This is a genomic window from Flavobacterium sp. (genome assembly GCF_044341185.1).
Lineage (GTDB): Bacteria > Bacteroidota > Bacteroidia > Flavobacteriales > Flavobacteriaceae > Flavobacterium.
In genome coordinates, this window is the sequence record NZ_JBIISE010000001.1 from 103,052 (window position 1) to 129,879 (window position 26,828).

Annotated in this window: 18 protein-coding genes; 7 read left to right on the plus strand and 11 right to left on the minus strand. The window is 31.5% G+C overall.

Annotated features, from left to right (window positions below; translation table 11 throughout):
* Nucleotides 1-4 precede the first annotated feature (4 nt).
* From ACIQZ1_RS00455 to ACIQZ1_RS00470, 4 genes are all read right to left on the minus strand, one after another.
* Complete coding sequence (locus tag ACIQZ1_RS00455; RefSeq protein ID WP_396157995.1) at nt 5-766, minus strand: succinate dehydrogenase/fumarate reductase iron-sulfur subunit; 762 nt, start codon at nt 764-766, stop codon at nt 5-7.
* A 6-nt stretch (nt 767-772) separates the two neighbouring features.
* On the minus strand, nt 773-2,782 hold the full coding sequence (locus ACIQZ1_RS00460) for a fumarate reductase/succinate dehydrogenase flavoprotein subunit (protein WP_396157998.1): 2,010 nt from the start codon (nt 2,780-2,782) through the stop codon (nt 773-775).
* Nucleotides 2,783-2,788: 6 nt separating this feature from the next.
* The gene (locus ACIQZ1_RS00465; RefSeq protein ID WP_396158000.1) at nt 2,789-3,706 is read right to left on the minus strand and encodes a succinate dehydrogenase cytochrome b subunit; all 918 of its coding nucleotides are present in this window, start codon (nt 3,704-3,706) and stop codon (nt 2,789-2,791) included.
* A 156-nt stretch (nt 3,707-3,862) separates the two neighbouring features.
* Complete coding sequence (locus ACIQZ1_RS00470; RefSeq protein WP_396158003.1) at nt 3,863-6,481, minus strand: WD40/YVTN/BNR-like repeat-containing protein; 2,619 nt, start codon at nt 6,479-6,481, stop codon at nt 3,863-3,865.
* A gap of 95 nt (nt 6,482-6,576) precedes the next feature.
* Here ACIQZ1_RS00470 and ACIQZ1_RS00475 point away from each other — a divergent pair, with 95 nt between their 5' ends.
* The 3 genes from ACIQZ1_RS00475 (at nt 6,577) to ACIQZ1_RS00485 (ending at nt 9,525) form a co-directional block, all read left to right on the plus strand.
* A complete protein-coding gene (locus tag ACIQZ1_RS00475; RefSeq protein ID WP_396158005.1) occupies nt 6,577-7,104 on the plus strand; it encodes a Crp/Fnr family transcriptional regulator in 528 nt (175 codons plus the stop codon).
* A 65-nt stretch (nt 7,105-7,169) separates the two neighbouring features.
* On the plus strand, nt 7,170-8,462 hold the full coding sequence (locus ACIQZ1_RS00480) for an aminopeptidase P family protein (RefSeq protein WP_396158007.1): 1,293 nt from the start codon (nt 7,170-7,172) through the stop codon (nt 8,460-8,462).
* Nucleotides 8,463-8,712: 250 nt separating this feature from the next.
* Nucleotides 8,713-9,525: an alpha/beta fold hydrolase gene (locus ACIQZ1_RS00485; RefSeq protein WP_396158009.1), complete on the plus strand. Its 813-nt coding sequence runs from the start codon at nt 8,713-8,715 to the stop codon at nt 9,523-9,525.
* Between the two features lie 26 nt (nt 9,526-9,551).
* Here ACIQZ1_RS00485 and ACIQZ1_RS00490 read toward each other — a convergent pair whose 3' ends face one another.
* The 4 genes from ACIQZ1_RS00490 to ACIQZ1_RS00505 all read right to left on the minus strand — a co-directional run bounded on the left by ACIQZ1_RS00490 (nt 9,552) and on the right by ACIQZ1_RS00505 (nt 18,299).
* Nucleotides 9,552-12,338, minus strand: coding sequence for a PD-(D/E)XK nuclease family protein (locus ACIQZ1_RS00490; protein WP_396158011.1), 2,787 nt, complete (start codon nt 12,336-12,338; stop codon nt 9,552-9,554).
* Between the two features lie 66 nt (nt 12,339-12,404).
* Entirely contained in the window at nt 12,405-13,808 is a 1,404-nt protein-coding gene (locus tag ACIQZ1_RS00495; RefSeq protein WP_396158014.1) for an OmpA family protein, read from the minus strand.
* 119 nt (nt 13,809-13,927) lie between these two features.
* Nucleotides 13,928-15,121, minus strand: coding sequence for a glycine C-acetyltransferase (gene kbl, locus ACIQZ1_RS00500; protein ID WP_396158016.1), 1,194 nt, complete (start codon nt 15,119-15,121; stop codon nt 13,928-13,930).
* Between the two features lie 34 nt (nt 15,122-15,155).
* On the minus strand, nt 15,156-18,299 hold the full coding sequence (locus ACIQZ1_RS00505) for a UvrD-helicase domain-containing protein (RefSeq protein ID WP_396158018.1): 3,144 nt from the start codon (nt 18,297-18,299) through the stop codon (nt 15,156-15,158).
* A gap of 106 nt (nt 18,300-18,405) precedes the next feature.
* Here ACIQZ1_RS00505 and ACIQZ1_RS00510 point away from each other — a divergent pair, with 106 nt between their 5' ends.
* From ACIQZ1_RS00510 to tyrS, 4 genes are all read left to right on the plus strand, one after another.
* Nucleotides 18,406-19,014: a superoxide dismutase gene (locus tag ACIQZ1_RS00510; RefSeq protein WP_396158020.1), complete on the plus strand. Its 609-nt coding sequence runs from the start codon at nt 18,406-18,408 to the stop codon at nt 19,012-19,014.
* A gap of 77 nt (nt 19,015-19,091) precedes the next feature.
* Nucleotides 19,092-21,320, plus strand: coding sequence for a DUF5686 family protein (locus ACIQZ1_RS00515; protein WP_396158023.1), 2,229 nt, complete (start codon nt 19,092-19,094; stop codon nt 21,318-21,320).
* 39 nt (nt 21,321-21,359) lie between these two features.
* Complete coding sequence (locus tag ACIQZ1_RS00520; RefSeq protein WP_396158025.1) at nt 21,360-23,783, plus strand: RND family transporter; 2,424 nt, start codon at nt 21,360-21,362, stop codon at nt 23,781-23,783.
* A gap of 1 nt (nt 23,784) precedes the next feature.
* The gene (gene tyrS / locus ACIQZ1_RS00525) at nt 23,785-25,083 is read left to right on the plus strand and encodes a tyrosine--tRNA ligase (protein ID WP_396158027.1); all 1,299 of its coding nucleotides are present in this window, start codon (nt 23,785-23,787) and stop codon (nt 25,081-25,083) included.
* Nucleotides 25,084-25,139: 56 nt separating this feature from the next.
* Here tyrS and ACIQZ1_RS00530 read toward each other — a convergent pair whose 3' ends face one another.
* The 3 genes from ACIQZ1_RS00530 to ACIQZ1_RS00540 all read right to left on the minus strand — a co-directional run.
* Nucleotides 25,140-25,325: a DUF2892 domain-containing protein gene (locus tag ACIQZ1_RS00530; RefSeq protein WP_091311601.1), complete on the minus strand. Its 186-nt coding sequence runs from the start codon at nt 25,323-25,325 to the stop codon at nt 25,140-25,142.
* A 15-nt stretch (nt 25,326-25,340) separates the two neighbouring features.
* Nucleotides 25,341-25,646 carry a hypothetical protein gene (locus ACIQZ1_RS00535; protein ID WP_396158029.1) on the minus strand — a complete coding sequence of 102 codons (306 nt, stop codon included), beginning with the start codon at nt 25,644-25,646 and terminating at the stop codon, nt 25,341-25,343.
* Between the two features lie 10 nt (nt 25,647-25,656).
* On the minus strand, nt 25,657-26,828 hold a 1,172-nt coding region (locus tag ACIQZ1_RS00540; RefSeq protein WP_396158031.1), incomplete at its 5' end, for an efflux RND transporter permease subunit.

The following is a 26,828-nucleotide window of genomic DNA, read 5'->3' on the forward strand; positions in this document are numbered from 1 at the left end:
CTAATTAAAGCACACTTGCTTTTAAATATTCTCTATTCATACGAGCGATGTTTTCTAAAGAAATTCCTTTCGGACATTCTACTTCACACGCACCTGTATTGGTACAATTTCCGAAACCTTCTTCGTCCATTTGGCGTACCATATTTAATACTCTTTCTGTAGCTTCTACTTTTCCTTGTGGTAACAATGCATATTGAGAAACTTTTGCTCCAACAAACAACATTGCTGAACCATTTTTACAAGTTGCCACACAAGCACCACAACCGATACATGCAGCTGCCATAAAAGCTTTGTCTGCATCTTGTTTGTTAATTGGCGTTGCATTAGCGTCAATAGTTCTACCCGAAGTATTTACAGATACGAATCCACCCGCTTGTTGAATTCTGTCAAAAGCACTTCTATCTACCATTAAGTCTTTTACAACTGGGAACGCTTTACTTCTCCATGGTTCAATAAAAATAGTTTCGCCATCTTTAAATTTACGCATGTGTAATTGACACGTAGTTGTTCCTGTATCTGGCCCGTGTGCACGACCATTAATATATAACGAACACATTCCGCAAATTCCTTCACGACAATCGTGATCAAAAGCTACTGGCTCTTGTTGGTTATTGATTAATTGCTCATTTAATTGGTCTAACATTTCTAAAAAAGAACTGTCTGTAGAAACATTATCTAATTTATATGTTTCCATTTTACCTTTAGTTCCGGCATTTTTTTGACGCCAAATTTTAAGGTTAATATTTATATTTTTTTTAGCACTCATAATATCTTATTTATAGTTTCTAGCTGCAATTTTGATAAACTCATATTTCAATTCTTCTTTATGAAGTACGGATTTACTTGCATCGCTTCCGTTATATTCCCAAGCTGCAACATATGCGAAATTTTCATCGTCACGAAGTGTTTCTCCTTCAGCGTCTTGATATTCTTCACGGAAATGTCCGCCACAAGATTCTTTACGTAATAAAGCATCTTTTGCCATTAATTGGCCTAATTCGATAAAATCAGCTACACGAAGTGCTTTTTCTAATTCTTGATTTAATTCGTTTGCTGCACCTGGAACTCTAACATCAGCATAGAAATCTTCTCTTAATTGTCTAATTTCTTCTATTGCTTCCGTTAATCCTTTTTCGTTTCTTGCCATACCAACTTTATTCCACATAATTAATCCTAATTTTTTGTGGAAATAGTCAACAGATTTAGTCCCGTTATTATTAATTAATTGCTCAATAGACTGACGGACTGCATTTTCAGCTTCAATAAATTCAGGAGTATCCGTTGCAATTTTACCTGTTCTAATTTCGTCTGCTAAATAATTAGAAACCGTATAAGGCAATACAAAATAACCATCCGCTAAACCTTGCATTAAAGCAGATGCTCCTAATCTGTTTGCTCCGTGGTCTGAGAAATTGGCTTCACCAGCTACGAAACATCCTGGAATTGATGACATTAAGTTATAGTCAACCCAAACACCACCCATCGTATAATGCACGGCTGGATATATTTTCATAGGGGTTTCGTATGGATTTTCATCTGTAATTTTTTCATACATCGTGAAAAGGTTACCATATTTAGATTCTACCCATTTTTTTCCTAATTCTTGAATTTTTTCATCAGATGGGTTATGATCTCCTTGTGTAAAGGCAGCTTGCTTTCCTTTAGTAATAATTTCAGAAGCAAAATCTAAATAAACACCTTCGTTAGTATCGTTAGATTCGATTCCGTGACCAGCATCACAAACATCTTTCGCTGCGCGAGACGCTACATCTCGAGGTACTAAGTTACCAAAAGCAGGGTATTTTCTCTCTAAGAAATAATCTCTATCTGATTCTGCAATTTGAGTTGGTTTTAATTTACCAGCTCTAATTGCTTCAGCATCTTCTTTTTTAGCAGGTACCCAAATACGACCTGAATTACGTAATGATTCTGACATTAACGTTAATTTAGCTTGATTGGTTCCATGAACTGGAATACATGTTGGGTGAATTTGTACAAAACAAGGATTCGCAAAATGTGCTCCTTTTTTGTGTACTTTCCAAGAAGCTGTAACGTTACTTCCCATTGCATTAGTAGATAAGAAATATACATTTCCATAACCTCCAGATGCAATAATAACTGCGTGAGCTGAATGACGTTCTAACTCACCAGTAATTAAATTACGAGCAATTATTCCACGAGCTTTGCCATCAACTTTTACAATATCAAGCATTTCGTGACGGTTATACATTTTTACATTCCCTAAACCAATTTGTCTAGATAATGCAGAATACGCTCCTAATAATAGTTGTTGACCTGTTTGTCCAGCGGCATAAAAAGTACGTTGTACTTGTGTTCCACCAAACGAACGGTTATCTAATAATCCACCATAATCTCTAGCAAAAGGAACACCTTGTGCTACACATTGGTCGATAATATTTGAAGATACTTCTGCTAAACGGTGCACGTTTGCTTCACGAGCTCGGTAGTCACCACCTTTAATCGTATCATAAAATAATCTGTAGGTACTGTCACCATCATTCTGATAGTTTTTTGCAGCGTTAATACCACCTTGCGCCGCAATTGAGTGTGCTCTACGCGGTGAATCTTGAAAGCAAAATGCTTTTACATTGTAACCCATCTCTCCAAATGAAGCAGCTGCCGAAGCGCCTGCTAAACCTGTTCCTACTACGATTACATCAATTTTTGGTCTATTATTTGGAGCCACCAATTTAAGATTATTCTTATGGTTGGTCCATTTTTCTGAAATATGACCTTGAGGAATTTTAGAATCTAATGCCATATGTTTTTATTTTGTGAAAAAGTGAATGTAAATTGGAATAATAGCAAATAATACAGCAACTAATACTGAAAAAGCTTTTCCAAATGATTTAATAGCTGGTGTAAATTTTCCATTTGCTCCTAACGATTGGAAAGCACTTTGAAAGCCATGCCATAAATGGAAACCTAATGCCATCATAGATAACACGTAAAATATTACAAAAAACAATCCTTCGTTTGGAATTGCATTGAATAATTTTCCTTTACTTTTAAAGAAAGTATATGTTAATTTGTGTAAATCTTTGAATCCAATAAATAAAACTTCACCTGTTTTAGCATCTTTAACAACATTTGAACCTTCAATAACTAATTTTGTTGTATTTCCAGGTTGATTGTTATTTTGTTCTACTAATGATTTTAAAGAACCGCCTGGAGGCAAAGGAATCGATTGAATTTTAGAATCTGGAGTTCCAATAAGCATGGATTGAGATTGCCCTTGATTTCCTTGTGTTTTCGTAACTAAAGGCATATTAGCATCAAAATGCATTTTTGCCCAAAAGTTAATCATATGTGTAGAGATAAAAACCAAAACAATTGTTCCTAAAACCGCCATATTTCTTGAAGAAAAACTACTATTTTTAGAAGGATTACTCATCGCATAAGCTACTGGACGAGCTTTCTTGTTTTGAATAGCTAAATAAATTCCATCAATAGCATGGAAAATAATAGAAATGTACGTTAAATAAGAAAGTAATTTTACTGCTGGATTAGTAGTCATAAAAAGGGCATACTTGTTAAATTGTAACGCCGCTTCAATAGTGTCGCCAGCTAACAATTGTAAGTTACCTAATAAATGCCCAACTAAAAACAAGCACAAGAACAATCCCGTAAGTGCCATCCAATATTTTTTTGCAATAGATGACTTTAAAAATGCTGATTTTGCCATAATTATAGTTAATGTTAATTTGAATATTTTAATGTTAGCAAAAATAAAGGTTATAAGTAAGACTTACAACCTTTGAAAGTTAATTTATAATCATTTTAAATGAGTTTAACATTTGTTGAATATCAACATATTAAGTCTAGAATTTACAAACAAATTCTATCTCATTTGATTTTTTTCTATAATATCTAAATATTGCGTTTCCTTCTTTCCGTTATTTTCTAATTCAATTGTATATTTCCCCGCAGGTAAATAGTATTTTTTGTTGCTTGATTGATTAATTTTTACTTTACTATCTTTCTTTTCAATTGCCAATTTTATTTTTTCATCAATACTTAAATCATAATCTACCTTAAGTAGCCCTTTTTCTGATTTATTTTGACGATTAAAAACTACAATTCCATCTTTATTTTTTATGGTTATTCCTGTATTTAAAAGTTCTTTTACATAATACCAAATTAATACGTTTGGTGTGTTTTCGGTTCCCCAAGCAAAACGCTTATTTCCCCAATTTTTAGAATAAGAAATGTTCTTTACAGGAAATAATGCTAGGCCGTTTGTCTGTGTTTTCTCATTAATTTTTTGAATGTTCGAAAGATTTACCTTGTACAATGAACGACCGTGAGTGGCTACAATTAAATCTTTTTCTCTTTTTTGAATAACCAAATCGTGAACAGCAACATTTGGAATGTCGGTTGAAAAATCTTGCCAATTCATTCCTTTATCAATAGATATAAATAAACCGTTATCTGTTCCTAAATATAAAATATTTTCATCTTCAGAATCTTCTAAAATTACATTCGCGGCATTTTGATTGAAATTCTCTGTTAACAATTTCCAATTTGCACCTAAATCTTCAGAAACATAAGCATAAGTAGTAAAATTATCATTTCTATAACCATTTAATGTAATGTAAATTCTGTCGGATTTAAAATAAGAAAATCGCACACGAGACACCCATAAATTTTGTGGCAAACTACTTGAAATTTTCGTCCAATTTTCACCACTATCCTTAGTTAAATATACATTCCCATCATCTGTTCCAACAACTAATTTTCCGAATTTAAATTTACTTTCAGCTATAGATGTTATAGTCCCAAAAGGCACATTTCCTTCCACTTTTCCATTGGTTAAATCGGTAGAAATTTTTTCCCAGTTTTTACCTTGATTCATCGAACGAAACACATATTGTCCGCCAAAATAAACAACATCCTGATTATGAGAAGATAACAAAATAGGTGCTTGCCAGTTAAATCTATAAGGTTCTTCTTTTTTATCTGCTTGTGGAGTAATGTATTTTCTTTCTCCTGAAATCCTATCTATTTTAGTATAATTTCCAAATTGATATCCAGTATAAACCAAATTATTAGTTCTAGTATCAATTTGAACTTGCATTCCATCTCCACCGCTTAAAAATTCGTACGGATATTTACCGTCTTGTAACCATTCTACATTATGTTCATAATTATTTGGACCCGCCCAAACTCCGTTATCTTGCAAACCTCCATACACTTCGTAATTTTCTTTTTCATCTACGTTTACAGAATAAAATTGCCCAACAGCCTGGTTGTTGCATTTTACCCAATGCTTTCCATTGTCGAATGTAATATTCACACCACCATCATTTCCGTTTATTAGGTGATTTGAATTTTTTGGATTCACCCAACAAACATGATGATCAGCATGAACATTATCTTTACTAATTGATTCGAAAGATTTTCCTCCATCATTAGAGAATAATAAAGGAACCGCAGAAATATATAAACGATTTTCATTAGAGGCATCAACAGTAATATCTGCAAAATAATATCCGTAAGAATAAAAGGCATCATCAATAAATTTGTCATTTGTTTTAGTCCACGTTTTTCCAGAATCGTCGGTTTTATAAATTTCTGCACCTATTACTTCCACTTCAAACAAAGCCGCATTGGCATCTTTAGGTTTTTCGCTTGAAGCATTTGGTCGTAAATTTTGATTATCTACAATTGCATAAGCAATATTTTCATTAAAAGAAGTTAAACCAATTCTACCAATACCAATGTTTGATGGAAAACCAGAATTGGCATTGATTTTTGTCCAAGTTGTTCCCGCGTCTTCACTTTTATAAATTCCTGAATGGATTCCATTTCCTTTAAAATTATAGGCTTTACGCTCACGTTCCCATGCCGAAGCAAACATAATTTTTGGATTGTTTGGTGCAAAACTAATATCTACAATTCCTGTTTCATCATTTATATATAATGTTTTAGTCCAGTTTTTTCCGCCATTTGTAGTTTTAAAAACGCCTCGTTCTTCGTTTTTTGAATACAAATGTCCTAAAACACCTACGACAATTTCATTGTTATCTTTCGGATTAATCCAAATTTTAGAAATATGATGACTATCTGGCAAACCAATATTAGTCCACGTTTTACCTTTATCTGTAGATTTTAAAACTCCAATTCCCGCATAAGAAGAACGAGAAGAATTTACTTCACCTGTTCCTACCAAAATTAATCCCGAATTCCAATCCACCACAACACATCCTATGTTCTGAGTTGGCGCGGTATCCATAACAGGTTCAAAACTGGTTCCGTTATTATTAGTATACCACAAACCTCCAGAAGCGTATGCCGCATAAAATTCAGTAGGATTTTGAGGATTTACAGCTAAATCAACTACCCTACCACTCATTATTGTGGGTCCAATATTCTGAAAAGTTACCGATTGAAAACTATTGTCTTGAGACAAAGAAACGAACGTGTTAAGAAGAGAAAGTAAAAATATAACTTTTTTCATTTTTATTTAATTTGATTTGTTTCAAAATTAATAGAATTATTTGACAACTATTTGTTTGAAAGTTATTATTTTTGAATTCATAACCATATTAGCTAATGAATACCACCTCATTTGAAGATTTTAAATCGTTTTTTACACCATTAACATTAAAAAAAAATGAGTTTTTAGTGCGAGAAAAAGAAGTGTGTAAATACTTTTGTTTCATTGAAGAAGGTATTTTACAACATGCTTTATTAGTGGATGATGAAGAAAAAACCACCTATTTATCTTTAAAAAATTCGTTCACTTCCTCCTTAAAGAGTTTTTTATTAGGTGTTCCATCTCGAAAACATGTAAAAGCCATTCATGATTGCAAATTATGGATAATTGATCAACATTCTTTTCAAAAATTATTGAAGGAAAACAAAACCTTTTACGAGTTTTATTACTCTTTAATTGAAAAACAAATTTGTTTAATTGACGATTATCGTATCGATTTATTGACATTAACTCCAGAAGAACGCTACAAAAAGCTATTGGAAAACGAACCAAAATTATTAAACGAAGTACCGCTACATTATTTGTCTTCTTTTTTAGGAATTTCGTCTCGTCATATGAGCAGAATTCGAAAAAATATAAAATAACGCCATTTGGCTACTTTTATTTATTTCGTAATACTTAATTTTGATAAAATTTAAATTTATCACTGATGAAATATTTACCAATTAATCGAGAACTTTTTATTAAAAATCGCAAAAACTTTATGGCACAAATGAAGCCAAACGGAGTAGCGGTTTTCAATTCTAATGATATTTATCCTGTTTCTGCAGATAGTACATTGCCATTTGCACAACATCGAGATATTTTTTACTTATCAGGTGTAGATCAAGAGGAAAGTATTTTAATGTTATTCCCAAGTGCACCATACGAACATCTGAAAGAAGTTTTATTTTTAAAAGAAACTAACGAGCACATAGCCATTTGGGAGGGCGAAAAACTAACTAAAGAACGTGCTTTTGAAGTAGCAGGAATCAAATCGGTATATTGGCTACAAGATTTTCATAAAGTACTAAAAGAAGTGATGATGTATGCCGATACGATGTACATAAATACCAATGAACATTATAGAGCAGCAGTAGAAACAGAAACACGTGAAGATCGTTTTATAAAATGGTGGAAAAACGAATATCCTGCGCATAAAGTAGAAAAATCAAATCCAATTTTACAGCGTTTACGTTCAGTAAAAGACCAGATTGAATTAGATTTAATTCAAAATGCGTGTAATATCACAGAAAAAGGCGTGCGAAGATTATTAAACTTTGTAAAACCGGGAGTAACCGAGTATGAGATTGAAGCGGAATTGGCACATGAATTTTTACGCAATCGTTCGAAAGGTTTTGCTTATACACCAATTATTGCTTCAGGAAATAACGCAAATGTCTTACATTATATTGAAAACAACCAGGTTTGTAATGCTGGCGATTTAATTTTATTAGATGTTGGAGCAGAATATGCTAATTATTCTTCCGATTTGACTCGTATGATTCCTGTTTCTGGTAAATTTACTGACAGACAAAAAGCAGTTTACAACGCCGTTTTAAATGTAAAAAACGAAGCTACAAAAATGCTTTTACCTGGAACTTTATGGAAACAATATCACATAGAAGTTGGTAAAGTAATGACTTCAGAATTATTAGGTTTGGGCTTAATTACAAAAGCTGATGTACAGAATGAGAATCCAGAATGGCCAGCGTATAAAAAATATTTCATGCACGGAACGTCGCACCATTTAGGTTTAGACACACACGATTATGGTTTATTACACGAACCAATGCAAGCAAATATGGTTTTCACTGTGGAACCAGGAATTTATATTCCTGCAGAAGGTTTTGGAATACGTTTAGAAGATGATGTGGTTATTCAATCAAATGGAGAACCTTTCAACTTAATGAAGAATATTCCTATCGAAGCAGATGAAATTGAATCGATAATGAATTCTTAGTTTAGAAAAAAGAGAATAGAATATAGAAAATAGACGGTTTACGATAGTGGGCCGTTTTTTTTAACAAAGATTTCTGAAATTATATTAATTTCTAAAATTTCTCGAATCTGTGTTTTATAGAACTTGATGTGTGTGTTTTTAATTTACTGACAATATTGTACTCCCAAAGTAATCCTAGAGATGCTTTCAGCATGACAAACTAAACGGAAAAACTTTGCGCTCTTTGCGATTAAATTCTACATTTGTATTTATGAAAACCACCCATTTCAAAAATACTAAAATCAGTTATACCGACCAAGGAAAAGGCTCGGTAGTTATTTTGTTACATGGTTTTTTGGAAAATAGTACCATGTGGAAGTATTTGGCGCCTGTTTTAGCTAAAAAAAACCGGGTGATTTGTATTGATTTATTAGGTCACGGGCAAACGGATTGTTTAGGATATATTCATAGTATGGAAGATATGGCAGATGCTGTTCATCATGTAATATCCGAATTAAAAATCAGAAAAGCGGTTTTTGTTGGGCATTCTATGGGCGGTTATGTAGCTTTGGCTGTTGCCGAATTATATCCAGAATTCATGAAAGGTGTAGTGTTGTTAAATTCCACTTCGCGAGCCGATAGCGATGAACGTATTGCTAATAGAACCCGTGCGATAAAAGCAGTGAAACAAAATTACATAGCTGCTGTTAGAATGAGTATTGCCAATTTATTTTCAGAGGAAAACAGAACAAAACTTTCTGAACAAATTGAATGGGTTCGAGAGGAAGCGCTTCAAACGCCATTACAAGGAATTATTGCCGCTCAGGAAGGCATGAAATTAAGAAAAGACCGAGAAGTAATTTTACATTTTGCAACCTATCCAATTTTATTAATTTTAGGAAAAAAAGATCCTGTATTAAATTACGAAGAAAATGTAGAGCAAATTGAAGGTACAAATGTAAAACTAATTTCTTTCAATGACGGACATATGAGTCATCTCGAAAATCAAACAGAATTGGAGCACGTATTGATTAAATTTTTGAAAGTATCGCTTAATACGAATTTCACTAATTCCACAAATTAATTAAAATTCGATAATTCGTGGCAAAATTATATTACTTCTTTAAAAGGAACCGCAGGATTTAAAATTTCTTGAATTAAAATGACTAATTCTTCTTTAAATTTTTCTAAAAAATCAGTTGTAATTACGGTTTCACCAATTACACCTCTGCCTTTACCAAATGTAAAAGGTAAAAATCCAGCTTTCATATTCTTAAAAGAAAAAATTCCAACTTCCACATTATAATTTTCTTTTAAAGAATTTTCTTGAAACATTAATGCATAACACAATAATTGAATGATTTTATCATTAGCTAAATCAAGTGTTACACCTTCAAAAGTATCTATTTTAAGTTTATTGCCTTCTACCTTTCCAGTTTTATAATCGATTATACGAATGGTGTTATTTCGCAATTCAATTCTATCTACTTTTCCAGCAATACGTATTGGAAATGGTAAATTTGGATGAACAATTTCAGCCGAATGTTCTTTTTCTAAAGACAAAATAAAAAGTTCGTCACCGATTTCAATATTTTGTTTTTCTTGAATTAAAAAGTTATAAATATTACGTTTAGCTACTTCAAAAGCAATTAAATTTTTACCTTTTTTGATCTCGCCTTCTTTGTATACATCTTTAAATTTTTCTATTGTAATGACTTCAATATTTTGAATCATCACATCAATATCTGAAACTTGAATTTGAATATTTTTGCCTTCAAAAGGAGCATACATTTTCTCTAACACTTCGTGAATGATGGTTCCTAAAGTATTAAGAGCAACATTTTCTTCCACTTCTTCATTATCGCTAACACCTAATATTCGTTGGTAATAAAACTGAATAGGATTTCGTAAATAATTGGTTAATGATGAAGGCGAAAATCCCTTGCCCGTTGCAATTTCTTCTAATCTATCTAAAATTGGTTGTGTTTTTATTACCTCAATTGGTTGATAAATTGTATCGGGTTTAATCGCATTATAAAATACCTTTTTAAAATTATGATTTGGCAAATGTTCAATTTCTAATTGAGTAATAAATCGACTTTTTTCGCCTGCGTCGATGCCTTCTGAATGGGTGTTATAAAGTAAATAAATATTTTTAGCACGTTGCAATAAACGATAAAAATGATAGGTAAAAATAGCATCACGTTCTTTATAGGTTGGCAGACCTTTTTCTAATTTTACATCGTATGGAATAAAGGAATTGTTCGATTTTCCACCTGGCAATTTACCTTCATTTAACGAAGTAATAATTACATTTTCGAAATCCAAAACGCGACTTTCTAAAATCCCCATAATTTGGAGACCTTTGAGTGGTTCACCTTCAAAGGAAACTTGAGCTTGGTCAATAACTTGCTTATAAATGGTAAATAAAATCTCTAAATTTTCAATATTTTTATACGATTCATAATAATTTGTGATTTTTAAAACTACATTATATATTGAAAAGACGAATGCTTTGGTAACTTTGTCCTGCTCGTTTTGATTGCTTAAATGTGTTTTAATGTAAATTAGAATGGACTTTAATTTCTCTAAAATTTCATTTACAGATACATTCCAATCGAAAAACAAATGTTGCACCAATTCATTATTTAATAAATCGTATTTAAAAAATAATTCACTTAGTCGATTACTGGTAATAAAGGTTAAATTAGAATTTTTTATAATTTTGACAACTTCATTCGCTTGAATACTTGATACAATTAGTGGATTATTTAATATTTCTAAAACTTCTTTATAGTAAAATACACTTTGCTTTTTATTTCTATTTTGAGCATTTAAATGCAATTGAAATAATTTGTAAATTAGTATTTGCGCTGGATTGTTCTTACTCGGATAACCCATTGTAATATTTAAATTCTCAACCTCAACAGGTAAAGCATTTAAAACAGGTATTAAGATATTTTCTTCACTTATTACAATCGCAGTATTTTCTAATGATTTGTTTTCAAATACAATTTTTTCTATAATTTTTCCAGCAATTTTTGCCTGACCAATAGATTTTGGTGTGCCGATAACTTCAATGTTTTTATCACTTGAAAAAGCATCAGTAATCCAATTAAAAGGATGGGTTTCAAAATGTTTCCAGGAGTTTTTAATTCTTCGTAAAAACAAACCGGCATCATGGAATTCATCTTTTAAAAAAACAGCGTCAATATCCCAAAACACAGAAGCTTTATTATGTTCTACTAAATATTTAATTATAGTTTCTTCAGAAGCATTTAATGCATTAAACCCAGCAAATACAAAAGTTGTAACTTCTGTTTTTTTTGCAAAAGCTAAACAATTTTCAGATGCTTTTCTATATAATAAACCTTGATAACCTACTTTTTTATTTAGTAAATGTTCCGTAAACTTTTGATAATAGAATGGCATTAATTTCCAAAAATCTAAATGGTTTTCAATTAATTTAGATTGATTATTTACATTTGGAGTCCAATGTTTAATGCGTTCAATATCTAATAAATAAGAAAAAATTTCAGTCTGTTTGATTAGATACCTATCAATTTCATTAAAATCTTGAATCAACGTTACCGCCCAGCTTGAAAATTTTTCAAAATCTTGTTGTTTTGATTTTTCGGTATTTTCTAAATAAACAATATAAAACTCAAACAAAAGCTCAATATTATCGAGAGTTCTTAATTGCGAAATTTCCTCAATTAGCATTTCAATACTAATAATTTTTGGCGCTAAAAAAGTAGTAGAAGATTGTCTTTTTAATTCTTCAATTAAAAATATTTTGGCTCTTTTGTTTGGTAAAACAATATTGGTTAGGTGTAATGATAAAGAATTATTATTTAATAACTCTTCTGCCAGTTTAGATAAAAATGATGCATCCATGGCAATAAAGATAAAAAAAAGGTCTCAATAAATTGAGACCTTTTTTAAAATATTATATAAAGTAAATTATTTCACTAATTTAACTTCTACTCTTCTATTTTGTGCTTTACCAGCTTTAGTTGCGTTTGTTGCAACTGGTTTAGCTTCTCCGAAACCTTCAGATGATAATCTGTCAGCAGCAATACCATTTTCAACTAAGAAAGATTTTACAGCTGCAGCTCTATTTTGAGATAATACTAAGTTAGCATCATCTTTACCATCAGAATCAGTATGTCCTTCTAAAGCGAATTTAGCAGTTGGATACTCTTTTAAGATAGCAACAATTGCTTGCAATACTGGTAATGTTTGTTTTTGGAAAGATGATTTAGCAGAATCAAATAAGATTGTTTTTGCATAATCATTTAATTTTTTCATTGTGTCTTCAGATACTTCTGGACATCCGTTGTTTGCAACAGTTCCTGCAACAGTTGGGCATTTGTCATCTTTATCTAAAACTTTATCACCATCTGTATCAGGCCATGGGCATCCACCGTTAGCTTTGTCACCTTTTACAGTAGGACATTTATCGTTTTGATCAGCAATTCCATCGCCATCAGCATCTGGACAACCTTTTAATACTGGTAAACCAGCTACATCAATACAAGCATCATCTTTATCAGCAACAGTATCACCATCTTGATCAGGACATCCATTCATTTCTGGAGAACCAGCTTCTTCTGGACATGCATCTGCTGAATCTTGAATGCCATCTAAATCAGTATCAGGACAACCTTGGTAAGCTGCTAACCCTTTAACATCCGGACAAGTGTCTTCTACATCAATAACTCCATCATCATCTCTGTCTTTAGCCCCAAATTGAAATTTCAAACCCGCTTGATGAAAAATGTGAGTTGGCATATCAGCATTTGCTAATCTATTATCGTCGAAACCATACTTTAAAGTTGATCCTAAAGTTAATGCTATATTTTTAGCAAACCATAAGTTTAATCCTAATCCAGCATTAACTGTACCTGATGAAGCATCACCAAAAAAAGTATAACCACCTCCAATGTTTAGTGTTGGGTCAAACAACTTTGATTTTAAAACGCTTTTAAAACTGTAAGTAATTGCTGCATCAATACCATAATAGTCTAAATCACCAGGATTAGATACTAAATAAGTATTTTTTGTTGAAGGGGTATGTGTTGCCCATTTAGTAATTTTATTGAAAGATCCGGTTAAACCAAAACTAAAGTTATCTCCAACGTTTTTAGCAACGCTTACATAAGAAACAGCAGGTACTATATTAAAGTTACCATTTACGTTGTACAATTCTTCAAATCTAAGGTGGTCGTTTCCTTTCATGCTAATCTTAGTATCAATAGCGTTTGCACCAAAAGATACTGCCCATGGGTTTGTGCTGTCTTGAGCATTAGCTGCAAATCCAGCTAATAATAACGCCCCAGCAAATAGTTTGTTAAGATGTTTCATACTTTTTATTTAATTTTATTTAATTAAAATGCTTAATAATGAGAACAAAAGTAATATGTTTTTTGTAATACACAAAACTTTTGTTTGTTTTTTCACAATTATTTGTTAAACAAATATATTTATTTAATAATTTTCAACTTTTTAGCAACACTTTCAAAAGCAAAAATAGCTTTATCTAATTGCTCTTTAGTATGTGCTGCAGATAATTGTACTCTAATTCTTGCTTTATCTTTTGGAACTACTGGATAAAAGAATCCAATTACATAAATTCCTAATTTTAGCAATTCATCTGCCATTTGTTGCGACAATTTTGCGTCATACAACATAACAGGTACAATTGCAGAATCGCCATCAATAAAATCCAAACCTGCTTTTCGAATTCCATCCTTAAAATAATTAGTATTCCATTCTAATTGATCTCTTAAAGTAGTGTCTTTTTTTAATAATTCAAATACTTTTAAAGAAGCACCAACAATTGCTGGGGATAAAGAATTTGAAAACAAATAAGGACGTGAACGTTGTCGTAAAATTTCAATTACTTCTTTCTTAGCAGTAGTATAGCCCCCCATAGCACCTCCTAGGGCTTTTCCTAAAGTTCCTGTAATAATATCAACACGACCCATAACGTTTTTAGCTTCCATCGTTCCTTTTCCAGTTGCGCCAATAAAACCAGCAGCGTGACATTCATCTACCATTACTAATGCGTCGTACTTATCTGCTAAATCGCAAATTTTATCTAAAGGCGCTACTAAACCGTCCATTGAGAAAACACCATCAGTTACAATTAACTTAAAACGATGTCCGGCTTCTGTAGCTTTTATCAATTGGGCTTCTAAATCTTGCATATTAGAATTTTCATAACGATAACGTGCGGCTTTACATAAACGCACACCATCAATAATTGAAGCATGATTTAAACTATCGGAAATAATACAATCTTCTTCTCCTAATAAAGGTTCGAAAACGCCTCCATTTGCATCGAAAGCTGCGGCATACAAAATGGTATCTTCTGTTCCATAAAAATCGGAAATTGCTGCTTCTAATTGTTTATGAATATCTTGCGTACCACAAATAAATCGGACAGACGACATTCCAAAACCGTGAGAATCTAAAGCATCTTTTGCCGCTTGTACTACTTCTGGATGTGACGAAAGTCCTAAATAATTATTGGCACAAAAATTTAATACCGTTTCTCCATTTACAAGTATTTCTGCACCCTGCGGCGAAGTAATAATGCGTTCTTTTTTATATAATCCGTTTTCTTGAATTGTATTTAATTCATTTTGTAAGTGTGCTTGAATTTTTCCGTACATTTTTTTATTGTTTATGGTTGGATGTTTTAATTTTCTACAAATGTATAATTTTTAACTCTTCTCCTATATATAGTAACACTTTTTTAGTTACTTTTAAATTCATTTTTTCAATAATGCGTACATAATTTTCAATTTGTTTTTTATGTTTCTCGTCTTGCGCTCCTGTTTTGTAATCAATTAGAAAAGCTTCTGAATTATGAATTACTAATCTATCCGGTTTTAAATTAATTTCGTTTGGCGAAATTATATTGTGTTCTGTAAAAACGTTATAATTAGGATTAAAAAAAGCTTCTAATTCAGGATGATGAATAATTTGTTTGATTTTATCTTCAAAAATGCTTTTTTGCGATTGTTGAATCAGGCCTTCATCTAAGCTTTTAGTTAATGCCGTTTGCAAATCATTCTTCGTAGTAATATACGATAAAATTTGATGAATAATATTTCCGAACTCAATAGCATCTTGCTGTAAAGTTCCCCATATTAAAGCTTCTTTTTTGGCAATTCGTATTGAAGAAAAATCTAATGCATTTTTTACAGACTGAATTTCTGCTTTATTTTTAGTAAATAATTTCGGTTGAGATTTTCTTTTTGAGCTTCCGAAAACATACTCTTTTTGTTCTAAAGAAAAATTTACTTTTTGAGTCAAAAAATTAATAAAATAAGATGCTAATGTTTTAGAAGTAGAAATCTCGCCTTTTGTGGTAATTTTATAACTACTTATAATATGTAATTGCTCTTCGGCACGCGTTAAGGCAACATATAAGACGTTTATAGTATCTAAAATTTCTTCTTGCGATTTGGTTTGATAAATTTCTTGAGTTGTGTCGTTATATTTTTCTAATATTTTATTATTTTTCACCAGTGCTTGAGGCATATCAACACTTTCGTCTTCCATTGGAATCCAGATATTATTGCTTCTTGGGTTTAAGCTGTCATCTGCGAACGGATAAATTACCACCGGAAATTCTAATCCTTTCGATTTGTGAATGGTCATAATTCTTATGGCTTTTTCTCCTTCTGGAGAGGGAATGCTTTGTTTGAAACCTGATTTTTTCCAATACTCTAAAAAATCAGCAATACTGGTTTGATATTTTACATTTCGTTCTAAAACCAAATCTAAAAAATATTGCACATATGAAACAGTAGTTTTCTCTTTTAAAAACACATTTACTATATTTTCAACAGCCTCATAAAGTGATTTTTTTCTGCAATTTTCAAATGATATTTCACAATTATATGAAGCCAAATACTTTTGCAAATCGGTTTCCGATAGATCTTTTGCAGACACAATAAAATCGTGAATTTTATCTTTATCAACCTTTTTAGTTGCTACAAAATACAACCAATTTATTTTTGATTCTTGATTATTAGCACTATCCAAATATTCTAAAAAATTAATAATAAATTTTACTTCCGAAGCATTTTGAATAAGCAATGTTTCCGATGAAATAATTGGAATATTATTTTCGGTTAAAAAATTAGCCAATAACACCCCGTTTTTAGTTTTTCGAGTCAATAAAACGATGTCGGAATATTCAAATCCGTTGGCAATTGAATTTTGAATGATTTCTAACGTTTTAGACAAATATTGTTTGTCTTTTTCGGTAATGGTTTCATCATCAGAAATTTCTTCATTTATTTCAATAGTATCATCTAAAAAAGTAACCGATACAAAACCACCTTTTTTATCATTTGTTTCCTGACTAGCGGTTTCTTTATATAATTTTTGATAGGCTTCATTGGTAAATTTTTCAGAAAGAAATTGAAAAAATTGATTATTAAAATCAATCACTTCTGAATAACTTCTGTAATTTTTTGGTAAATTTTCTACAGATTTTTCTTTATTGGAAAACGGATTTACATCCGTACATAAATCGATAAATTGTTCTGCTTTTCCGCCACGCCAGCGGTAAATAGACTGTTTTGGATCGCCTACAATCATTAACGAACCTTTTGTGCCATCTAAATCTTCACTTGCCAAGGCATTATCAATTAGTGGTATAAAATTTTCCCATTGTAATTGCGAAGTATCCTGAAACTCATCTATAAAATAATGACGGTATCTATCGCCTAAACGTTCATAAATAAAAGGTGCGGGTTGGTCTTTAATTTCGTTGTGAATTATCGTATTAAAATCGGAAATAGACAAGACGTTTTGGTCTTCTTGCAATTGTTTATATTCTTTATAAATCACATTAATTAACGATAACGGAATCATATTTTTGATAATTAAATCAAATAATGCATTTTCGTTTTTTGCTTTGTAAATTAGTGTTAATTTTTCTTTCCAAGTAGGCGCCAATCGATGCACTATTTCAGAATTATTTGATTTTTTCGGAACCACGATTTCTTTTTCGGTTACAAAATCGTAATCAGTTGCTTTTTCATTAAATAAATTGACAACGTGATTGTAAAATGTTTTGTGGTCAAAATCAGCTTCCGTTAAATTATTTGTTGCAAAATCATCTAATATAAATTTAGCAGATTCTTTTATCAATAATTTATTGTTTTCAATTTTTAACTTAATTTTTTTTGCAATTTTAGAAAAATCATCTGCGGATTTATCGCTTAATTTTCCAAAATTAAAAAAATGTTCTTCGTTTAAAATTAATCTAGATACTTCATATAAATCTATAGTTACATCCCAACTTTTATCATCATCTGTTTTGCTTTTTGCGAAATTTATTAAAACATGCGTTAATTCATCCTCTTCGCCTGCTTTGGCAACCACTACATCAATGGCGTTTTTCAAAAGCTCATCTGTATCTAAAGTAACATCAAAATTGGTAGGTAAATTTAAATCGTGCGTAAATGTTCTAATGATGCGATGCGTGAATTTATCAATAGTAGAAATATCAAACGCCGCGTAGTTGTGAATTAAATTCTTTAAAATTTTTCTGGACTTTTGTTGAATTGTTGAAACATCTAATTTTATTTCAGAAGCAATTTCTTGCATAAAATTAACGGTTTTTTCAGAAACTTCGGCTTTAGTAAAAGCAATTAAACTTTCAATAATTCGGCTTTTCATTTCTTCTACTGCTTTATTCGTAAAAGTAATGGCAAGAATTTTTTTATAGGTATCGTTGTCAGTAGCTACCAATAAGATTTTTAAATATTCTTTTGTTAAGGTATATGTTTTACCTGAACCAGCGGAAGCGTTATAAACTTGAAATGCCATATTACAAAAAATCTTTTAAGAAAGTATTAAGACGGAAAAATTTTATTTTCAAAGTTAAAGTTATAAATTTGAAAAAAATAATTAATCCATTAAAAAATAGTAAATCATGGCTTTTGAACTCCCACAATTACCTTATGCATATGATGCATTAGAACCACATGTTGATGCAAGAACTATGGAAATTCACCATACAAAACATCACAATGCTTACACTACAAATTTGAATGCTGCTATAGCTGGAACTGATTTAGAAGGAAAATCTATTGAAGCAATTATGGCTAATTTAGATATGAATAATATGCCGGTTAGAAATAACGGAGGTGGTTTTTACAATCACAATTTATTTTGGACCGTAATGTCGCCAAATGGCGGTGGTTTACCAACGGGCGAATTAGCAGCTGCAATTGATGCCGCTTATGGTTCGTTTGATGCTTTTAAAGCAGAATTTGCCAAAGCAGCAGCTACACGTTTTGGTTCTGGATGGGCTTGGCTTTGTGTGCAAAAAGGCGGAAAAGTTGAAGTGTGTTCTTCACCAAATCAAGATAATCCTTTAATGCCAGGAATTGGTTGTGGCGGAACGCCAATTTTAGGTTTAGACGTTTGGGAACACGCGTATTATCTAAACTACCAAAACAGAAGACCCGATTATATAGAAGCGTTTTTCAACGTAATTAACTGGAATGAAGTAACAAAACGTTTCAACGAAGCAAAATAAATTTTAAAATAAATAAAAGCGTTCAAGTAATTGGGCGCTTTTTTATTATCTGTATATTTGCTTTTAATTTCTTGTAAATGAGAATACTCGTGTGGTTTATTTTTATTAGTTCTTTTGGGGCAATGGCCCAAAAGACAACATCTAAGCACCATGAAGCCACTGAAAATTTAGTAAACAGTATTATTCAATTACAAAGCAAAAACCAAGTAAAATCTCCTGATTTTAGTTATACGTTTTACGAAAAATCAATAATCTCTGCTTACCCTGATTCTATTTCAGCTTCAATTGATACGCTTTTTAAAAACAAGCGAAAAACAAAATTTACAATCGATTCTTCCAGTTATAAATTCAAGAAGATTATTACCAAACAACATGTTTATCAAACCGAGAAAGTAGCCACAATTTCTATAGAAAAAGGCAAGAAAAAAGAAACTATTATTGGGTTAAAAATGGCAGGTTTAAAACAACCTGTTTACGAATTGCTTGGTCAGGAATTTATACCATTTGACTTGAGTAAAAAACAATTGAAAATTTTACAATTTACCTTTCAAAACCCGTTTTCAACTGATGGCGCACTTAAATATAAATTTAAAATAACAGACACGTTAATTAAACCAAATGGTAATGAAATAGTGTTGCAATTTGAATTAAAAAAAAGCATCAAAAAAAACAAATTAAAAGGAATCGCTACTGTTAATTTAAAAACAAACGCTATAACTAAAATTACTTTTTTTATAAATAGCATCATCAATGTAAAAACGGAAACCATTTTTGGATCGTTTAATAATGAAAAATCGTGGTTTCCTATTTCGCAAAACATATTGATAACTAAAGGAAAAGGAAAACAAAATATTGATTTTTTGGGAGAGACCATTCAGTTTGACAATCTGCCAAACACAACTAAAAAGTATGATTATTCAAACGATTTGTTTGTGAAAATTTATAGAGATTATAGCAATTATAACTTTAAACAAATTCCAAATAGACAACGGTATCAAATTCAGATTGATAAAAGTGCCATTAAAACAAATACTGCTTTTTTTAATACAATTTCAAACGATACGTTAGACATAAGATCACAAAACACCTATCAAACATTAGACAGTTTAGTAACTGCAACAAAAATTGAAAAGAAAATTTATTTTGGTAAAAAAATAATTAACGGACAAATTCCAATTGGTTGGTTTGATTTTCGAGCTCGAGATATTTTTAAATATAACAATTACGAAGGTTTTCGATTAGGCTTAGGAATTGCTACAAATGACCGCTTTTCGACTTATTATAGATTGTTTGGTTATGGTGCTTATGGTACAAAAGATGGCGTTTTTAAAAGTCAACTTGGTAGTGCGTTTCGAATTTCAAAAAATACCGATAGTTGGATTTCGGGTTCCTTTACAGACGATATTATTGAATTTGCTGACTTAAACTTAATTGCTGATTCTAAAAAATTCAAATTATACGATCCACGTCCCTTTAACCTTTCTACATTTTATAATCATCAATCATATGAACTGACTTTTGAATCGAAATTCATTTCTAAAATTGAAACTACTTTTAAATTAAGTCGTTCCAGAATCAATCCATTATTTGATTACGAATTTATCGCACCAAATAAATCTTATAAAATATACAATTTAACATTGGCGACTTTAAGTTTAGAATGGTCCCCAAATAGTAGATTTTTACAAGCCCCACAAGAAATATTAGAAGTAGAAAAAGGATTTCCAAAAATAATTTTGCAGGTGTCTCACACCATCCCAAATGTACTAAGCGAAAACATTGAATTTACAAAAATTGATGCTCGAGTTTATCAAGAAAAGAAACATTTGTCTGGACAAAAAACCACTTTTTTATTACAAGGAGGAATTAGTTTAGGCAACGCACCACTTTCTCATTTATATAGTGTAGCACCAAATAATTTAGACCGAGAAGTCATTTTAAGTCGAATTACATTTGCTAATAAAACGTCTTTTGAAACCATGTATTTCAATGAATTTTATTCCGATAGATATTCGCTCTTCCAATTGAAACATTACTTTAATAAATTTCAAATTTCAAAAAGTATTAAACCTATTTTAGTGGTTGGAAGTAAAGTGGCTTTTGGAGGTTTTTCTCATCCTGAAAATCATCAAGGAATCACATTTAAAACTATGGAAAAAGGTTTTTATGAAAGTGGATTTGAACTGCAAAATATTTTTAAAGGCTTTGGTTTATCTACTTATTACAGATACGGACCGTATCAATTATCAACATTTGATCAAAATATTGCTATAAAACTATCTTTTACGTTGAATTTGGGGATATAATTCATCATAATTCTTACCTTTGCACCCTAAAATCATATCATGACGAAGTGGTTAAACACCAGTTTTTGGAATTTTGTAGCGCGTACGCTTTTAAGAAATAGACATTGGGTGCTTTTGTGCATTGCTTTGTTTACTATTTTTATGGCATCGCAATGGAAATATATTCGTTTTACACAAACTGAAGCCAATTTATTACCCAACGACCATAAAGAAAATATAGCTTATAAAGATTTTTTAAAAAAGTTTGGAGAAGAAGGAAATGTCATCATTTTTGCCGTAAAAAGTGCCGATGTTTTTAAACCAACTACTTTTAAAGCGTGGAATGATATGATGCGTTCTATTGCAAAAAACAAAGAAGTTGACGGCGTGTTATCGTTCAATGAAATTCAGGATTTAGTTAAAAATGATTCCTTACAAACCTTTCAAGTACAACCTTTTATAGATCAAAATAAAGTCGCCGATGCCGCTTATTTAAATACCAAAAAACAAGATTTATTAAACAAAATGCCTTTTTACGAAAGCTTATTGTTCAATAAAAAAAGTGGCGTAGTGAGAAGCGTCATTTATCTTAAAAAAGACATCGTAAACAAACCAGAAAGAAAAGAATTTGTATTAAATAAACTAATTCCAGCTATTGAATCGTTTAAAGAAACCGCAAAAACGGATATCAAAGTTTCAGGAATGCCTTATATAAGAACCATGAATGCTAAAGCTATTATTAGCGAAATTGGCTTATTTATTGGTGCTACTTTACTGGTAACCTCTTTAATCTTTTATTTCTTTTTTCGATCCTTTCGCACGACCATGATGGCGCTTTTTGTGGTGATGATTGGCGTGATGTGGTCTTTCGGATTTTTGGGATTATTGCGATACGAAATTACAGTTTTAACTGCTTTAGTACCTTCATTAATTGTAATTATTGGTATTCCGAATTGTATTTTCTTAACCAATAAATACCATCAAGAAACGCGAGCTCACGGAAACAGAGCCAAAGGATTACAACGTGTTTTAACCAAAGTAGGAACCGCAACTTTCATTACAAATGTGACAACAGCCGTAGGTTTTGCTACGTTCATTATTACCGACAATAAATTGTTACAAGAATTTGGAATTGTAACTTCAATAAACATTATGGCACTTTTTGTGTTGAGTTTATTCGTAATTCCAATTTTCTTCAGTTTTATGCCGATTCCAAAAGCAAAACATTTGGAGCATTTGGAACGCGGCTATTTAGTAAATTTTAAAAATTGGATTATCAACCAAGTAAAATATCATAATGTTCGTGTGTACTCGGTTGCAGTTGGTATATTAATTTTAGGAATTATTGGCGTTTATAAAATAAATATTTCTGGAAGCATTTTAGAAGATATGCCAAAAAGTACGCCGTTTTTTGAAGACATTCGTTTCTTCGAAAAAGAATTTAAAGGTGTGTTGCCTGTAGAAATTTTAATTGACACGAAGCGTAAAAAAGGCGTAATGAAGATTTCAACTTTGAAGAAAATGGATGAGTTGCAATCGGAAATTGAAGCCATTCCTGAACTTTCAAAACCGGTTTCTATTGTCAATTTAGTGAAGTTTTCGAAACAAGCCTATTACAACGGAAATCCCGCTTTTTATGATTTACCCGATTCACAAGAGCAAGCCTTTATTTTACCTTATTTGAAAAATTCATCAAAAGACAGCAAAAATAATCCATTAAAAAGTTATGTAGATTCCACTGGACAATATGCTCGAATTTCAACTTTTATGCGAGAAGTCAGCACCGATGAAATGGTAAAAGTGGAAGAAAAATTAAATGACCGAATCAATAAATTATTTCCTAAAGAACGTTTTACAGTTACTATTACAGGAAAAGCCTTGTTATTTCAAAAAGGAACCAGTTATTTATTAGACAATTTAATTGAATCGTTATTATTCGCTTTAGCATTAACAGGTGCTTTAATCTTTTTCTTATTCCGTTCGGTGAAAATGATTTTTGTAGCTTTGATTCCGAATTTATTACCCTTATTAGCCACGGCAGGATTGATGGGCTATTTAGGTATTCCAATTAAGCCCTCAACTATTTTGGTTTTTGGAATTGCGTTCGGACTTTCCGTAGATGATACGATTCGATTCTTAGCACAATACCGACAAGAATTAGTTAGAAATAACTGGAAAATTAAAAAATCAATCTTCTCCACATTAGAAGAAGAAGGACCAAGTATGTTTTATACTTCTTTCGTGTTATTGTTCGGTTTTTCGGTATTCACTTTATCGGATTTCGGAGGAACAGTTGCTTTAGGAGGTTTGGTTTCCATTACGCTATTATTCGGAATGTTAACCAACTTAATTTTATTACCAAGTTTGGTTTTGTCTTTAAACAGAAGTATAGCTAATGAACAAGAATTTACAGCACCAACAATAGATATTTTAGAAAATAATGAAGACCCTGAAGCTTTGGGTGAAGAAATAAAAATAAAATAAAATGAAGAATTTAATTGAAGAATTACAATGGAGAGGTCTGGTACACGATGCGATGCCAGGAACAGAGGAGCAACTTTTAAAAGAGCCAACTGCTGTTTATATCGGTTTTGATCCTACTTCAGATTCGTTACATATTGGAAGTTTGGTGCCTATTATTCTATTGATGCATTTACGAAAATTCGGACATAAACCATTTGCTTTAGTGGGTGGTGCAACAGGTATGATTGGTGATCCATCAGGAAAATCAAACGAAAGAAATTTATTAGACGAAGCCACTTTAAATCACAATGTAGAAGGAATTAAAGGAGTGTTGTCTCGGTTTTTAGATTTCAATGCTACAGATGCACAAGCCCCCGTTTTAGTAAACAATTACGATTGGATGAAAGATTTTTCGTTCATTGATTTTGTTCGTGAAGTAGGGAAACGCATCACGGTTAACTATATGATGAGTAAGGATTCTGTGAAAAAAAGATTGTCTGGTGAAGGCGAAGGAATGAGTTTTACAGAATTTACGTACCAATTAATTCAAGGCTACGATTTTTATCATTTGCACAAACACCACAATTGTAAATTACAAATGGGTGGAAGTGACCAATGGGGAAACATAACAACTGGTACAGAATTAATTCGTAGAATGAACGTAGATTCTGAAACGGAAGGAAAAGCGTTTGCGTTGACTTGCCCGTTAATTACAAAAGCTGATGGCTCGAAATTCGGAAAATCTGAAAAAGGAAATATTTGGTTGGATGCTGATAAAACGTCTCCATATGAATTTTACCAATTTTGGTTTAATACGACTGATGTTGATGCAGAAAAATATATTAAAATATTCACATTCTTAGATAAAGCTACGATTGATGCGTTATTAGCGGAACACGCTGAAGCACCTCATTTAAGAGTATTGCAGAAGAAATTAGCCGAAGAAGTAACAGTAATGATTCACGGTGCAGCAGAACACGAAAAAGCCGTTTTTGCTTCACAAGCCTTCTTTAAACCAAGCGTGGACGATTTAAAACTATTAGATTTAAAAACGTTAGCGGATGTTTTCCAAAGTTTAGACCAAGCGGAAGTTACTTTAGCAGAAATTGAAGCGGGTTACCCAATTGTAGATGCCTTTGTGAAATCTGGATTTTTATCTTCAGGGAATGAAACCAGAAGAGCGTTAAAAGAAAATGCCGTTTCCGTAAACAAAGTAAAAGTTACAGAAGAATATATAATTTCAACAAACGATTTAATTGCGAACACATTCGTTTTACTTCAAAAAGGAAAGAAAAACTATTATATTTTAAAAGTGGTGTAAGCTGTTTTTTAAACTAAAATTAAAAAGCCGTTCTGAAAATCAGAACGGCTTTTTTGTTAGTCTTTAACACCTAATTTGGCTAAAATATCTTCCATTAAACACCATTTAGTGATGGATGATTGCAATAAATTCGCACCTACAAAGGCGGTAAACCACAACCAATTTTGGTTAACATATATAGAAAGTAAAATACTAATCAGTACAAAACTTCCTGCTATGGCACGGATGATTCTATTTTTCATACTTATTTTTTTTAATTAATTTGATTTTTCAATATTTATTGTTGCTACATGAATTTTTGATATGGTTTCTTGTTTCAAATTAAATTTAGTTATAGCATTAAAAACCAAATCCACATTTTCAACCGGTACAAAAGCATAAAACAACATACTTTCATTTTCATTCATTTCTGTAGCAAACCAATTTTCTCCCATGGCTTCCCCACTTGAGTTGTGGTATCCAACCACCTCTTTGTATGAAAAATTCTTGACATTTGCTTTTACCAAAATTTGTTTTATTTCTTTTTCAAATTCTGAAATTGAGGTTATTATTACTAGTTTCATAAGTCAAATATTATTGGTTTATTTCTTCTGTACTTTTATTTTCCCACTTTTTTCTTTCCGTAATATAATAGATAATTGGCACTACTAATAATGTTAATACTGTAGATACAATCGCTCCAAAAACAAGTGATATGGCTAATCCTTGAAAAATTGGATCAAATAATATAATGACTGCTCCAATTACAACAGCTCCCGTGGTCAATAAAATTGGAGTTGTTCTTACGGCTCCTGCTTCAATAATAGCTTGTTTTAATGGAATACCTTCGTTTAGTCGGATTTCAATAAAATCGATAAGTAAGACCGAATTTCGCACCATTACTCCTGCTAAAGCAATCATTCCAATAAATGAAGTGGCTGTAAAATAAGCACCTAACAACCAGTGTCCGAATACAATTCCAACTAACGAAAGTGGAATCGCCATCATCATAACAATTGGTGTTTTAAAGTTTTGGAACCATCCTACAATTAGCATATAAATAATTACAATTACTACTCCAAATGCAATTCCTAAATCACGGAAAACCTCTAACGTAATTTGCCATTCTCCATCCCATTTTACGGTGAAATCATTTTCATCTGAAGGTTGTTCCATGTACAATTCGTTAACTTTATAACCCGCTGGAAGTTTCATTTTTTGCAATTCTTCGTTCATTCCTAAAATGGCATATACTGGACTTTCTAATTCTCCAGCCATATCAGCCGTTACATAAACTACTCGTTTTTGATCTTTTCTGTAGATGGTTTTTTGTAATTCAGCTTCTTTAACTTTAACCAAATCGGAAACAGGAATTACATTTCCACGACTACCTTTAATTTTTAAATTCTGAATATCTTGAAGTGACGTTTTGTCTTTGTCATCTAAAGAAAGAACTATGCCAACGCTATTATTTGAATTTTCATCGTATAAATTTGAAATTGGATATTCTTTTAACAAATAGGTTAAATTTCCAACAATTTGTTGAGGAGCAATGCCGTTTAACATTGCTTTTTCTTTGTCTACTTCCAATTTATATTCCGTTTGATTGTCTTCCACGTACCAATCAATATCTACAATATCAGTCGTTTTTTCTAAAATACCTTTTACCTGATTGGCTACTTCAATTTGTTGTTTGTAATCAGGTCCGTAAATTTCGGCCACTAATGTTGATAAAACTGGAGGTCCTGGTGGTACTTCGATAATTT